A 14953-nucleotide genomic window follows, 5' to 3' on the forward strand; every position below is an offset into this window, starting at 1 on the left:
CCTCTATTTTAAAACTACATTTTCTCTTCCTAATAATGATACAAGTTCATCAATAGTATCATCTTCCACAGAAATTCTAAATTCATTTCCTAGTAAGTAGTTTTGTTTCTTTTCTTCAAAATATATATTTGATTGTGTATTTCCTTTGCTATTGAGCAATATTGGTTTAACTTTATCCAAAATATAACTTGGCATATTTTTTGTGATTCTCAAGAATAATTTTTCTTCTGTTTGCTCTTGATTTTCTACATTTGAAATTGATTTGATACTTTGAATACTATCTACTAAAATTTTAGGAACTTCACCTTCAATAATGTTCAGCCTTCCACTCACAATCAAAATCTCATCTTCTTTTAAAAAGCTTGAATATTGCTCATATTTTTGTGGAAAAACTATAAGTTCCATAGTTCCATACAAATCTTCGAATTTTACAAATTCCATGATTTTCTGATTTTTAGTAAATTTCTTATTGATTGATTCTATTATCCCTACAACTTTTACTCTTTTACCATCAAAATTCTTCTCATTGTAAACATCATCTTCCAAATCTCCAGTTGAAAAATTAGAGTACTTATCTATTATTTTCGAATAGGATCTTAAAGGATGGTCTGATAAATATATACCCAATACTTCCTTTTCCATTCTCAAAAGTTCTGATTTATCAAATTCTTCTCTTCTTGTAAATTCGTCACGCTCTTCATCATCTTGAGTTTCAAACATATCGAATAAATTAGATTGCCCAGGTACATTGTTTTTTAAACCCGATTGAACAGAATCAATTATAGATTGGTATTGTAGCATCAATGTCGCCCTTGTTTCTCCCAAAGATGTAAACGCGCCAGCTTTTATTAGAGATTCAATGGAGCGTTTATTTATCGCTGATTTGTCCTTTTCGTAAATTCTTTCAACGAAATCTCTAAATGTTTTAAATTTACCATTTTCATTTCTAGAAATAATAGTTTGTTCAATAAGATTTGCTCCGACGTTTTTAATGGCTTTTAACCCGTAAATAATGGAGTTTTCTTTAACATTGAACTTATCCAAACTATAGTTTATATCTGGTGGTAATATTTCAATGTTAAGTCTCCTAGCTTCTTCAATATACAAAGAAATCTGAGAAGTGTTTCCCATAACTGATGATATTAAAGCCGCTAAAAATTCCACTGGATAATAATATTTTAACCATGCTGTTCTCATCGCAACTAATGAATAAGCTGCTGAGTGCGATTTATTAAATGCATACTTTGCAAAGTCTATCATTAAATCATAGATTTTGTTTGCAATATCTTCCTCGACACCTCGTCTAATTGCTCCTTCAATCAAAATATTTCCGTCTTCATCTTCTTTTCCGAAGATAAATTCTTTCCTACCATCTTCCATTACCTTCATTTTCTTCTTACTCATCGCACGTCTTAAATTGTCAGCTTCTCCTAAGCTAAATCCTGCAATTTTTTGTACAATTTGCATAACTTGCTCTTGATAAACAATGGTACCGTAAGTTGGTTTCAAAATATCTTCTAGTAATGGAGATAAATATTGAACGTTTTTTTCATTGTGTTTGTTGTGAATGTAAGTTGGAATCTCATTCATTGGACCTGGTCTAAACAAAGCATTAGCCGCTATTAAATCATCAAATTTGGTTGGCTTCAATTCTTTCAAGAAGTTTCTCATTCCTTGAGACTCAAATTGGAATATCCCCAAAGTTTGTGCAACTGTAAACATGGACAAAACTTTTGGGTCATTTTCATCCATATCTTCAAAACTCACATCAATATTTTTGTTTTTCTTAATAAATTTCATACAATCGCTGATTACTGTTAAAGTTCTAAGTCCCAAAAAGTCCATCTTCAATAGACCAAGTTCCTCAAGCTCCGTCATATTAAATTGAGTGATTACAGCGTCTTTGTTAATAGCCAAAGGAACGTACTCCATAATTGGCAGCTTTGATATTACAACTCCTGCTGCATGAGTTGATGTGTGCCTTGGCATTCCTTCAACTCTTCGTGCAACATCTACTAATTTTTTAACATCTCGGCTATTGTCATAAGCTTCTCTAAATTCTGGTGAAATTTCCAGCGATTTATCTATGTTTATATTCAAAAGATTTGGGACTTTTTTTGCGGTGTCATCAACAGTTTTAAAGTCCATCGCCAAAACTCTTCCAACATCTCTGATTGCATTTCTCGCTGCCATTGTTCCGAATGTTACTATCTGAGCAACCTTGTCTTCGCCATATTTTTTTACAACGTAATCAATTACTTCTTCTCGTCTTTCGTAGCAAAAATCTATATCAATATCAGGCATTGAAACACGTTCTGGATTCAAAAATCTTTCAAATATTAAATTATAATCCAATGGATTAATATCTGTAATTTCTAAGCAATAACTTATTAAACTTCCAGCAGCAGATCCACGTCCAGGTCCTACAGGAATGTCTTGTGATTTCGCAAATCTTATAAAATCCCATACAATTAGAAAATAATCGACATATCCCATTTTTTCAATTACAGAAAGTTCGTATTCGCACCTTTCCTTTGCTTCTTGTAGTCTTTTATCATTTGCAAATCTTTTGTCTAATCCATCATACACCAGTTTTTTAAGATAAGTAGTATTTGTAAAACCATCTGGTATTGCAAAATAAGGTAAATGTAAATTTCCGAATTCTAATTCCACATTACACATTTCGGCGATTTTCTTGGTATTTTCAATTGCTTCAGGATAATCCTTAAACAAATCTTTCATTTGCTCTTCACTTCTCAAGAAAAATTCACCAGGAATGTAACTCATTTTGTTGTCTTCTTCAATAGTTTTTCCCGTTTGAAGACAAATCAAAATATTGTGTATTTTATAATCTTCTTTTTCAATATAATGAACATCATTAGTGCATACAAGTCCTATATCTAATTCTTTCGCAATTTTGGGGATATTTTCCATAACTATCATGTCTTCTCTTGAAGAATGATTTTGCAATTCTAAGTAAAAATCTTCCCCGTAAATACTTTTCAATTCCTTGGCTACATCCTTTGCCTTATCATAACCATATCTTATTAGAGATTCTTGAACTTCTCCTTTCAAACAAGCAGACAAAGCTATTATTCCTTCAGAATATTTTCTTAAGGTGTCTTTATCAACTCTTGGTTTGTAATAAAATCCCTCAACATATCCTAAAGAAACTATCTTCATCAAATTAGAATATCCTGTTTGATTTTTGGCTAAAAGAACTAAATGATTATAGAACTTATTTTCAGGATTTTTTATTTTATGATCCTTATTGGTAGTGTAAATTTCACAACCAATTATAGGTTTTATATTTCTTTTTTTGCATTCTTTATAAAACTTTACTGTTCCAAACATACTGCCATGATCAGTAATAGCGATGGCTTTCATTTGTAAATCTTGGACTTTATCTAAAAGTTTTTCGATTGGAGAAAACCCATCTAGTAAACTGTATTCTGTATGAACATGTAAATGCGTAAACGTATCTATCATTTCAAACTCCTTTAGCCTTATTTTATAATAAGTTTGGTTATTTTAAAAGAAAAATTGCTGACAATTATAAATCATCAGCAATTTTTTTAAGTTTATTAAGTCTGTAACTAACTCCAGATTTTGAAATCTTAGGAGTCATCATTTCTCCCAATTCTTTTAGTGAAACATCTGGATTTTCAATTCTAGCATACGCTAGTTCCAACAATAATGGATCTAGTGATTCCAAACCTATTGAATTTTCAATTTTTTCAATAATAAGTTTTTGCTTCAAAGCAGCATCTACAGTTTTGTTCAAATTTGCTGTTTCAAAATTAAATCTTCTATTGACATTGTTTTTGATATCTTTCAAAGCTCTTACATTTTCAAGTTTTAAAACACTATTATACGCTTTAATTAAACTCAAAAAATCAGATATAGCTTCAGCTTCTTTTATATACAAAACGTAATTGTCGCTTCTTTCGAAAATAGATGATTTGATTCCAAAAGAATTGAGAATATCTCGAACCTGATTACTAACATTTTCTTGTTTGAAAATCATCTCTAAATGATACATCTTTGATGGATCATAGCAAAAACCAGTCCCCAAAAAAGCTCCCTGCAAGAAACTTATTTTTTTGATATTTGTGTCGATAATTTCTTCATCGATTCCTGAATCAAAATCAAATGGACTAGTTGATGTGTGTGTATCATCGCAAAATTGTTTCGATATTTTCTCGTCAATTAGTATTTCGTATATATTTTTCTTTCTAAGATTGTTATTGTGAATAACTTTCATATCACATTCATAATTGTAAAGTTTTTTCAAATTAGCAAAAATTAGTCTTGCAACTGGATTGCTTTCTGTCTTTAAAGTAATCTTCACTCCCAATGAATTGTAATTCAAAGTCCCTATCGTCTTAGTAAAAGCTGAAAGCATCGCCAAAACATCATAATCGTCAAGATTTGTAATTATCTCAGTTTTAATATCAGATGAAAAGCTCATATCCTCACCTTTTTTCTATATATGATTTGGCTGTTTTAATCATGTTTTTTTCTGCGCTGTGACGCACATATCTCAAAGCTTTGTCAGGATTCATAAAATCTCCTTCTGCAAAGCCCTCTTCTCTTTGTGGGATAATATTATTATCTTTCGTTACCATATAAAAATAGTGAACTGTTTTTAGAACTTTAGTGCCATCCATATGTCTGTATTTATATTTTACATATCCAATATATTTTACAATTTCGGCTCTTAGTCCTGATTCTTCAAAAACTTCTCTAATTGCAGTTTGTTCTAAGCTTTCTCCTTTCTCTACCCTACCTTTAGGAAGAACCCATTCACCACGGAACTTTTTAAGCACAGCAACATTACCATTATTGATAACAACCCCACCTGCACTTATTTCTTCCATATATCCTCCTGTATTTTATTTTGAAAATCTAATACTATTATAAACTGAATTTAAAATATTTAAAAGTCAAAGCAAAATTTAAAAATTATTTCATTTAATTTTCACTACTATATATGATACAATAGTAGTAGGAAGGTGTGAAATGAAGAAGAACAAATTAGAAGAATATATAGATAACGCTATAAGCGACAATGATTTTTCGAAAGTTGGAGAAATCATTGAAAAATCAATCGACATGGCATTGGATTTATCCAAAAACGGTCTAAATGTAGTTATGAATACATTTAATCTAAAACCTAAAACTAAACAACAATACTTGGCAAATAATGACCCGAAGTTGGTCACTCAAAAAAAGATTAATCCCAAAAACTACTTTGCAATCAGAAACATAAGTTATGCTATAGGCGCTATGACTTTGTTTGGTTCGGTCGGATCGTTGACCCATAGTTTACCCGATCTGTTTTCTGGTATTATGATAAGTTTTGGATTTGGTGTTGTGGGTTTTTTGTCACATATACACGCATCCAAATTACAAAGGTTTTTGCGATACAAAACAGAAATAGCGGACAACAAAATTTTAAGCGTTGAAGATTTTGCATCTGCAGTCAATCTTCCTGTTGATAAATGCAGCAAGGAGCTAATTTATTTCATAAACAAAAGATACTTTCCTCAAGCACGCGTGGTCGAAAACGGTAATCTGTTTTTATTAGATAAAACAAGTTACGAAGCATATAAGGCGCACTATTTAGATGAAAGTAGAACAGAAGAAAATCAAAAAGAAATAGAATCACAACGTGATATTACTAACTATATTACAGTAACAGAAAATTTGATTACATCTATAAAAGATTTGGATTTCAAACAAGATGTCATTAAATTAAAAGATTTGTTAGTATCAATAAATAACCAAATTCAAAACGATAATTCTGATATAAACGGTCTGAATAAATTCGTAGATTATTATACGCCAACTGCAATAAATTTGGTGAAAAACTACATTCAATTTGAAAATGAAAAAAATGATATTATTAGTGTTGAAAAATCAAAGGGCGACATTAAAAATGCCATTGAGAATATTAACAAAGCTTTTTCAAAATTATTAACGGACTTGTATAGCGATGATATTCTCAATATTAACTCAGAAATAGAAGTAATGAATACTTTGTTATCTCAAGACGGATTGATTGAGAAGAATACAATGTTTAAGAGAGGTGCTAAATAATGGAAGATAAACCAATTAAATTGACATTAGATGTAGAAGAGCCTACACTAGATGAAGTCAAAGAAGATGAAGTTTTTTATCCAGAATTTGAACAAAAAGTTAATCTTACTCCTGAAGAACAAAAAACAGTTGATGAATTTGTAAAACAAATTGATTTGTCTAATTCCAATATAGTTTTACAATATGGAGTAGGAACACAAAAGAAAATTGCTAGTTTCTCTGAAAAAACACTAAATTCTGTAAAGACAAAAGATTTGGGAGAAGTTGGTAATCTATTATCTTCCGTAGTTACAGAATTAAAATCATTTGATGAAACAGAAGATAAAGGTGTATTTGGATTTTTCAAAAAAGGTGCCAATAAGATAACTGCATTAAGAGCAAACTATGAAAAAGCTGAGAAAAATGTCGATGAAATTTCAAAAATTTTGGAAAATCACCAAATTACTTTGATGAAAGATATTTCATTGTTAGATCAAATGTATAAGTTAAATGAACAATATTTCAAAGAATTAAGCATGTATATTTTGGCTGGTCAAAAAAAATTGGATCAAGTACGTAATGAAGAACTTCCTAATATGTTAAAAGAAGCTGAAAGCTCTCCTAATTCCATTACAGCACAAAAAGCAAATGATTTGAGAGATTTAGCTACGAGGTTTGAAAAGAAATTGCACGATCTTGAACTTACGAGAATGGTTAGTTTGCAAATGGCTCCCCAAATTAGAATGGTTCAATCTTCAAACGCAGTTATGGTTGAAAAAATTCAATCAACAATTGTCAATACTATCCCTATTTGGAAAAATCAAATGGTTTTATCATTAGGTGTATATCACAATTCTCAAGCTGCTGATGCTCAGAAAAAAGTTACAGATTTGACAAATGATTTGTTAAGAAAAAATGCAGACACTTTAAAGATGAGTACGATAGAAACCGCAAAAGCTACTGAACGAGGAATTGTAGATGTGGAAACTATTAGACACACTAACGAACAATTAATCAGTGCTTTGGACGAAGTTCGTAATATTCAAATTGAAGGTCATGAAAATAGAGTAAAAGCAAAGCAAGAATTAATGGCAATGGAACAAGAATTAAAAAACAGACTTTTGAATAAGCCTAATTAAATTTATGGAGTGGTATTTATAATATCGCTCCTTTTTTGTTGAAAATTCTACTTCTTTATAATAAAATATACTAAATATTTAATGGAGGTATTATGAAAGAAAAAGTTTTTCACTCAATGGGAATATACAAACTTTTTTACTTATTATCAGCTATTTTGATGTTAGTATCTTTTTTGTTCAATTCTCCCACAGAAATTTTTACTGGTTTAATAACAATAATTAAAAGTCCTTGTACTTTAATTACAGACTACATGTACTTAGCGAATATTGGTGCAGCGTTTTTTAATGCGGGGTTGATTTGTTTATTATCAACACTATTGTCGTATAGTTTTAAGGTTGTTATCTCTGGTCCAGGAGTTGCGGCTATTTTTACAATGACCGGATTTGCTTTTTTCGGAAAAAATATTTTCAATACAATTCCAATAACAATTGGTGTATTGCTTTATGCTAAAATAGAAAACACATCAAAAGCATCTGTAATACTTCCAGCATTATTTGGTAGTGCATTAGGTCCTTTGGTCAGCGAAATCGCTTTTGACTTCAGCTTATCAATTGTTCATTCAATTATAATAAGTTATCTAGTTGGAATAAGTATTGGTATTATTATGGTGCCTTTATCAGGAGCTTTTTTGAGATTCCACCAAGGTTATAATCTTTATAATATGGGATTTACAGCTGGAATAATCGGTATGCTTTATGTAGGAATTTTAAGGATGTTTAATGTGAACATAAAATCTGTAAACATGGTATACCCAGTTAATGATATTAGAATAATAATATTTTTGTATTTGCTTTTTATCTCAATATTTTTATTGGGATTTATCAAAAATAATATGTCTTTTCACGGTTACGAAAATATTATGTATAATTCAGGTAGATTAGCGACTGATTTTATATCACTTGATGGTTTGTACCAAACTATGATTAATATGGGCATAATGGGGCTTATAGCTACAACATATATCATTATTGTGGGTGGTCATATAAGTGGCCCTATTATCGGCGGAATTTTTACTGTAACTGGATTTTCAGCATTTGGTAAACATCCTAAAAACACTATTCCTATTTTAATTGGTGTATTCTTGGCATCTATTTTGAATACATTTAATCCTCTATCAACATCCAGTCTTTTGGCAGCATTATTTGGAACGACACTTGCTCCTATAGCTGGTGAATTTGGATTTTTCAGAGGTGTGTTGGCAGGATTTTTGCACATGGCAATGGTTCTAAATATAGGAGTGGTTCACGGCGGTGTTAATCTGTACAATAATGGTTTTTCAGGAGGGTTTGTAGCTGGAATTTTGGTTCCAGTATTTAGCGAAATGGATAATTTCTTAATGAGAGTGAGGTTAAAAAACGATGATTAGTAACGAAGAAAAAAAAGCTAAATTAATCGTGTCGGAAATTTTAAGTTATTTTTTCATGTACGACACAAAAAGTATAAGAATAGATTCAGAATTCAAAGACGATAAGTTAATTATAATTGCTGAAGGAATCCCCGCAAAAACTCCACAACATCTTGAAGACATGACACGACTTATCAATGTTAGTAGATCTCCTCAGATAGAAGATTACTACGCAAATTTATTGGGCTGGGAATCGGATTATAATGATATCAATTTACTTGGTTCAATGGTTGACTCTGGTATTATTTCTTATGATGGTAAAATTTTGAGTTTTTACGTTGAGCGTCATTTAATATAGTTTTTAAATAAAATACGGTAGTGTGATATTCCTCACACTACCGTTATTTTTTCTATTATATTGCTATATCGTCTTTTAAATATGGTATTCCATCTGCTGTCGGTGCTTTTGTTTTTCCTCCGAATAATATCAAAACAACTAATGTTGCTACATAAGGAATCATTGATATTAGTTCTGAAGGTATTGGAAGATTTGTTCCTCCTAATACAACAGATATTGATTGTGCAAATCCGAAAAACAAAGCTGCTAGCATAACACCTTGAGGAGTCCATTTACCGAATATTACTGTTACCAAAGCTATGAAACCTTGACCAGCTACTAATGCCGGGAAGAATGAAGATACTAATGATATTGACATTGTAGCTCCACCTAAACCTGCCATAAATCCAGAGAATAAAACTGCCATGTATCTAACAAAAAATACATTTATGTTTAATGTTTCTGCTGCTTTTGGATGTTCACCAACTGCAATCAATCTCATTCCCCATTTTGTTTTGTACATGAATATATAAATCAAGCACACCAAAACAAATACCAAGTATACTGTAACTGGAAGAGAAATTATATTCGCTAAGAATTTGTTTTCAATTCCATTAAATAAGACTGGAATCTTATATTGTGTTTCGATTGATTTAGTTTGAGTTGCTCCGTTAAAAAATATTCTTGAAACAAATAGTGCAACACCTGGTCCTAAATAGTTGATAGCTATTGCAGAAATAGTTTGATCTCCTGCAAATGAAATGGATACAATTGCGTGTATCAATGAAAATACCATTCCACTAAGTCCACCGCACAAAAATGCTAGCCAAGGGTTATGTGTATAGTATCCCACAGTCGCTGCAATCAAAGCTCCGATTGTCATCATACCTTCAAGCCCGATGTTTGTAACTCCTGATTTTTCAGAAACCATTCCACCTAGTCCAGCGTATAAAATAGGAGTCGCATTGATTAATGTATTACCTATTACTAATCCTAAAAGAACTAAGTTCATTATTTGCCTCCTTTATTTTTAAATCTCGATTTTATTATTCTAAACATCAATGGAATTGCAGTGAATAAAATTATTGTTCCCATAATTATGTTAATCATTTCAGTTGGCGCATGCAAAACTCTCTGAACATTAGCCCCACTGTATTTTAATCCACCGAAGAACAATCCAGAGAATATACATCCAATTGGATTATTGTTTGCAAGTAAACTTACTGCAAGTCCGTCAAATCCAAAATTTTCCATGCTGGATAAAGCTGAAATTGTGTATCTATATCCTAACACTTGAGTGATTCCACCAAGAGCACACACAGCTCCACTGATTGCCATAGATAATGTCAATTTATGGTTAACATCTATTCCACCGTATTTCGCTGCATCTTGGTTAAGACCCACAGCTTTTAATTCGTATCCCAAGTTTGTTTTCTTCAAAATATACCATAACAAAATTGCTGCAACTATTGCCAATATCAATCCCATGTGAATAGGTGCTTTGAAGAAGTTATCAATTGCTTTAGGAAGTCCTTTTACATTTTGCATCAATGTAATCTTCGCTGTTTCTTGAACTTCATGAGTACCCATTGAGTTAGGTGCTTTGAATTTCGGATAGTTTGCAACCATGTTGTTTAAATAAAATGCAATCCAATTCAGCATTATTGTAGAGATAACTTCGTGGATTCCAAATTTTGCTTTCAAAAATCCAGATAAAGCTCCAAACAATGCACCGGCCAACATTCCTACAATTATTACTACTGGAACGTGAATAAATGCTGGTAAATGAAGATTATATCCTAACAAAAAGGCTACCATAGTTCCTACAATGTATTGACCTTCTGCTCCAATATTAAATAACCCAGTTTTAAAAGCAAATGCAACACCCAAACCTGTAAAGATTATTGGAATAGCATTTACAATTGTCCATCCAACATTTTTGGGTCTTTTAAATATACCTTCAAGCATTAACTTATATGCTTCTAATGGATTATATCCAGCTAATATTAAAGCTAAAGCCCCTACCAATAGACCTATTAAAATAGATAAAAGCATGAAAAATAGCTTGTTATATTTTGAAAATATTGAAATTTTTTGACTATTATTGTTCATCTACAATACCTCCAGCCATTAATCTACCAAGTTCCAATTCGTTAGTTTCTTTGGAAGATTTTTCTCCTACGATTTTTCCGTCGAAAATAACCGCAATATTATCAGATAAGTCCATAATTTCGTCCAGTTCAAAAGAAACTAATAAAACTGCTTTGTTTTTGTTTCTTTGATCCACTAAATATTTATGAATAAATTCAATAGCACCTACATCCAATCCTCTCGTAGGTTGAGCTGCTATTAACAAGTCCGGATTGTTCGAAATTTCTCTAGCAATAATTACTTTTTGTTGGTTACCGCCTGATAAATTCTTTGTTTTTTGATTATAATCATTAGGTCTAATATCAAATTTTTCTATCAATTCCTTAGCATTATCATTTATAGCATTAAAATCTAATTTCAATCCTTTGCTAAAAGGTTTCTTTTTGACATTTTCTAATATCAAATTATCAGCAATAGAATAATCTAATATAAGTCCATGCTTTTGTCTATCTTCTGGAATTGTATTCATTCCCGAATCTATAATCTCTCTTGGAGAATGATTTGTAATGTCTTTTCCCTTTAATGTAACTTTTCCAGATTCTATCTTTCTAAGTCCAGTAATAGCTTCAATAAGTTCTGACTGTCCATTACCATCTACCCCTGCTACACCGACGATTTCTCCTCTTCTAACTTGAAGATTTAAATTTTTTACAACATCAATGTTTCTAGAATCTTTTACAACTAAATCCTTGATATCTAATACAACTTCGCCTGGTTCTTGGTCTTGTTTTTCAACGTTAAATCTTACATCACGACCTACCATTTTTTCAGCTAAGATATTTTCATCGATTTCTTTGACATTTAATTTATCTATAAATTTACCACGTCTAATAACAGTACAATAATCTGCCATCGCTTTGATTTCAGACAGTTTGTGTGTGATTATTATAATAGATTTTCCTAGTTCCGTAAGATTTTTTACAATTTTTATGAAATCATCTATTTCTTGTGGAGTCAAAACCGCTGTTGGTTCGTCAAATATTAGGATATCCGCTCCTCTATATAAGCATTTTAAAATTTCTACTCTTTGTTGCATACCTACCGAAATATCGGCTACTTTGACTTCTGGATCAATCATTAAACCGTATTTTTGTGATAATTCCCTAACAGCTTCGATAGACTTTTCGTTATCTAAAATTCCACCTTTGCCAGTTATTTCTTTTCCTAAAACAATATTTTGATACACTGTGAATGGTTCTATTAGCATAAAATGTTGATGAACCATTCCTATACCAGTTTGTATTGCTAGTTTAGGAGTCATTTGATCAAAAGTTTTTCCTTTTACTGTAATGCTTCCTGATGTAGGTTCATACAACCCGTAAAGTATGTTCATTAGAGTTGTTTTTCCAGCTCCGTTTTCTCCCAACAAAGCATGAACCTCTCCCTCATGGAGGCTGAAATTTACATTATCAAGTACTTTATTGCTGCCAAAAGATTTTGATATATCTTTTAAATCTACAACAATGTTTTTTTCATCGTTCATGTTTTTTCCTTTCATATTTAAAAACAGGTATAAAAACAGGGATTTCTCAATCCCTGTTCTCAACCTTATTTATCAAACCCGAATTCTGTAAATTCTTTTTCGTTTTGTGGAACTTTGATTTTTCCTTCTTTGATGTCTTTCTTTAAGCTTTCGACTTTGTCTTTAACTTCTTTTGCCACTAAATCATTTTTAGCATAAGCAATATCTACGGCATCTCCATCTTTTAATGAATATGTTACAGTGCTTCCACCTTCAAATTTACCATCTAAAATATCTTTTGATATTTTTTGAACTACAACGTTAACACCTTTTACTGTAGAAACTAACATGTTTTTAGGAGCATCTTCAGATTGGTCTCTGTCAACACCTATAACGTATTTGTTATTGTCGATTGCAGCTTGAATAACTCCATAACCTGTACCACCTGCTGCATGGAATATTACGTCTACTCCTTTTTGATACATTAAGTTAGCGATTGATTTTCCTTTATCTGGAGCAGCATAACTATCTGCATATTGTGATTGGAATTCAATTGGTTGTTTCTTTTGTCTTTCAGCTTCTTTAACTCCAGCTTTAAATCCATATTCAAATCTATCAATTACATCACTTTTCATACCACCAACAAAACCAACTTTGTTTGTCTTAGTAGTCATACCAGCAATGTAACCAACCAAGAATGAATTTTCGTTATCTGCAAATAAAACACCAATCATATTTGATCTTTTTTCAACATTTGCATTGTCAATAATAGCGTATTTTTGATCAGTGTTTGATTTAGCTGCAGCATCTGTTGCGTTAAACAAAGCGTATCCAATTGTAAATATTACATCGCTTTCATCATCTAATGCTGTTTCCATATTTGGAGCATAATCAGCTTCTTTGTGTGATTCGATATATCTGTAATCCAACCATCCTTCTTTTTTCGCATTTTCAAATCCTTCAAATGCAGATTGGTTGAATGACTTATCGTTAATACCACCTTGGTCAGTAACCATTGTTACTTTTACTTTTTCTTTCTTTTCTGATTTATCTGATGACTTTCCATTATCAGATGAATCTTTGCCAGCACCACCACATGCAGTCGCAAAAATCATGCTTAGACAAAGAAATAAAGCAATTATTTTTTTGTAAAATTTTGACATAGTGTCCTCCTTAAATTTTAATGATAACATTTGCTTATATTTAAGAAATTAAATAATAATTTATCGATTTTTATTCATTAACATAAACGTTGTTATCGTGTAAATATAGATACCTTCTATACAATATAATCTTAGCAATTATTAACATTATTGTCAAACAAAAAAATGAATTTAACATTGCATAACTTTTCTGATATGATATATATAATTATAATAAAAAATTTCAAAAAGGAGACAAAATGAAAAATTTAGTATTGTGCGGGTGTGGTCACGGTCACATTTTTGTAATAAAAAACATTAAAGAACAATATCCCGATATCAAATTAACTGTAATAACAGACAACAAATTCCAATATTATTCAGGTATGTACACAGGTTTTTTGGAAGGTGTTTACACTCATGATGAAATTTGCTTTGATGTTAAAAAAATTTGTGAAAAGTATGGAGCTGATTTGATTTTCGATAAGATTGCCAAAATTGATGATGAAAACAAAAAAGTTATAGCAAAAAATCACACTATCGACTACGATTATTTGAGTATTAACCTTGGAGCAACTCAAAAAACTATCGGTACTGGAGAAAATGTAATAAATTCAAAACCTATTAATACAATTATAGATTTAAAGAAAAAAATAAAAGATTCTGATAAGAATATCCTAATACTCGGTGCTGGTGCTAGTGGATTGGAGTTAGCTTTTGTATTAAAAACTATTTATCGTAACAAGAATGTATCCATAGTGACAAAAGGCAGTGTAAATATGGAAGGATTCAGTGAAAAAGCTAATAAAAAGGCCAGAAAATTATTAAAAGAAAAGTGTATTAAAGTTTACGAAAACAAAAAAATAACTTCGATAGATGAAATTGATATAGATTTTGATAAATTAATTATGTGTATAGGCTCAAGTGGAGTTAATGTAGATTTTGGAAATCTTAAAACAACAGACAAAAACTTCCTTATATCAGATGAATATATGAAAATTTCCGACAAAATATTTGCAGTAGGAGATTGTGTAAGTATCGACAAATACCCTAATTTACCAAAAGCTGGAGTATATGCTATTAGGCAGTCCCCTATTTTAATGAAAAACATTGCACATACTTTAAAAAATGAAAAATTGGAAGCTTATGTTCCAGATACTAATCCTATGCAAATATTATACTGTGGAAATGAAAAAGCTCTTTTGTACTACAAAGGAATTACTTTGTATTCTCATCTTTCATTTGTGTTAAAAAGATATATAGACAAAAAGTATATGAAATATTAAAAATCCCTC

At 30.9% G+C, this 14953-nt stretch carries 12 protein-coding genes; 5 read left to right on the forward strand and 7 right to left on the reverse strand.

The genetic code is table 11. The features are described 5' to 3' along the window. Positions 1-3: 3 nt before the first annotated feature. The 3 genes from ACLUJM_RS05315 to ACLUJM_RS05325 all read right to left on the reverse strand — a co-directional run bounded on the left by ACLUJM_RS05315 (position 4) and on the right by ACLUJM_RS05325 (position 4880). Positions 4-3489, reverse strand: coding sequence for a DNA polymerase III subunit alpha (locus tag ACLUJM_RS05315; RefSeq protein ID WP_412412390.1), 3486 nt, complete (start codon positions 3487-3489; stop codon positions 4-6). A 64-nt stretch (positions 3490-3553) separates the two neighbouring features. Next, a complete protein-coding gene (whiA, locus tag ACLUJM_RS05320) occupies positions 3554-4471 on the reverse strand; it encodes a DNA-binding protein WhiA (RefSeq protein WP_294684589.1) in 918 nt (305 codons plus the stop codon). Positions 4472-4475: 4 nt separating this feature from the next. Beyond that, positions 4476-4880 carry an NUDIX hydrolase gene (locus ACLUJM_RS05325; RefSeq protein WP_294684588.1) on the reverse strand — a complete coding sequence of 135 codons (405 nt, stop codon included), beginning with the start codon at positions 4878-4880 and terminating at the stop codon, positions 4476-4478. Positions 4881-5022: 142 nt separating this feature from the next. Here ACLUJM_RS05325 and ACLUJM_RS05330 point away from each other — a divergent pair, with 142 nt between their 5' ends. The 4 genes from ACLUJM_RS05330 (at position 5023) to ACLUJM_RS05345 (ending at position 8924) form a co-directional block, all read left to right on the forward strand. Beyond that, positions 5023-6102, forward strand: a complete 1080-nt coding sequence (locus ACLUJM_RS05330) for a 5-bromo-4-chloroindolyl phosphate hydrolysis family protein (protein ID WP_412412391.1) — start codon at positions 5023-5025, stop codon at positions 6100-6102. After that, on the forward strand, positions 6102-7220 hold the full coding sequence (locus ACLUJM_RS05335; protein WP_412412392.1) for a toxic anion resistance protein: 1119 nt from the start codon (positions 6102-6104) through the stop codon (positions 7218-7220). Before ACLUJM_RS05330 ends, ACLUJM_RS05335 begins: the two co-directional genes overlap by 1 nt. Positions 7221-7312: 92 nt before the next feature. After that, a complete protein-coding gene (locus tag ACLUJM_RS05340; protein WP_294684586.1) occupies positions 7313-8587 on the forward strand; it encodes a DUF1576 domain-containing protein in 1275 nt (424 codons plus the stop codon). Further along, positions 8580-8924, forward strand: coding sequence for a hypothetical protein (locus tag ACLUJM_RS05345; protein ID WP_294684585.1), 345 nt, complete (start codon positions 8580-8582; stop codon positions 8922-8924). Before ACLUJM_RS05340 ends, ACLUJM_RS05345 begins: the two co-directional genes overlap by 8 nt. 55 nt (positions 8925-8979) lie before the next feature. On the opposite strand, the gene ACLUJM_RS05350 is transcribed toward ACLUJM_RS05345, so the two are convergent. The 4 genes from ACLUJM_RS05350 to ACLUJM_RS05365 all read right to left on the reverse strand — a co-directional run bounded on the left by ACLUJM_RS05350 (position 8980) and on the right by ACLUJM_RS05365 (position 13679). Continuing rightward, positions 8980-9915 carry an ABC transporter permease gene (locus tag ACLUJM_RS05350; RefSeq protein WP_294685585.1) on the reverse strand — a complete coding sequence of 312 codons (936 nt, stop codon included), beginning with the start codon at positions 9913-9915 and terminating at the stop codon, positions 8980-8982. Next, positions 9915-11015 (reverse strand): ABC transporter permease, encoded by a 1101-nt coding sequence (locus tag ACLUJM_RS05355; protein ID WP_308577696.1) that lies wholly within the window; start codon positions 11013-11015, stop codon positions 9915-9917. Before ACLUJM_RS05355 ends, ACLUJM_RS05350 begins: the two co-directional genes overlap by 1 nt. Continuing rightward, positions 11005-12537, reverse strand: a complete 1533-nt coding sequence (locus tag ACLUJM_RS05360) for an ABC transporter ATP-binding protein (protein ID WP_316535534.1) — start codon at positions 12535-12537, stop codon at positions 11005-11007. The genes ACLUJM_RS05355 and ACLUJM_RS05360 overlap by 11 nt, the downstream gene beginning before the upstream one ends. A 65-nt stretch (positions 12538-12602) precedes the next feature. Next, complete coding sequence (locus ACLUJM_RS05365) at positions 12603-13679, reverse strand: BMP family lipoprotein (RefSeq protein WP_412412393.1); 1077 nt, start codon at positions 13677-13679, stop codon at positions 12603-12605. Positions 13680-13918: 239 nt separating this feature from the next. Here ACLUJM_RS05365 and ACLUJM_RS05370 point away from each other — a divergent pair, with 239 nt between their 5' ends. Continuing rightward, positions 13919-14944: an NAD(P)/FAD-dependent oxidoreductase gene (locus tag ACLUJM_RS05370; RefSeq protein WP_316535529.1), complete on the forward strand. Its 1026-nt coding sequence runs from the start codon at positions 13919-13921 to the stop codon at positions 14942-14944. Positions 14945-14953: the final 9 nt, after the last annotated feature.

This window comes from Finegoldia sp. (assembly GCF_046991905.1).
Lineage (GTDB): Bacteria > Bacillota > Clostridia > Tissierellales > Peptoniphilaceae > Finegoldia.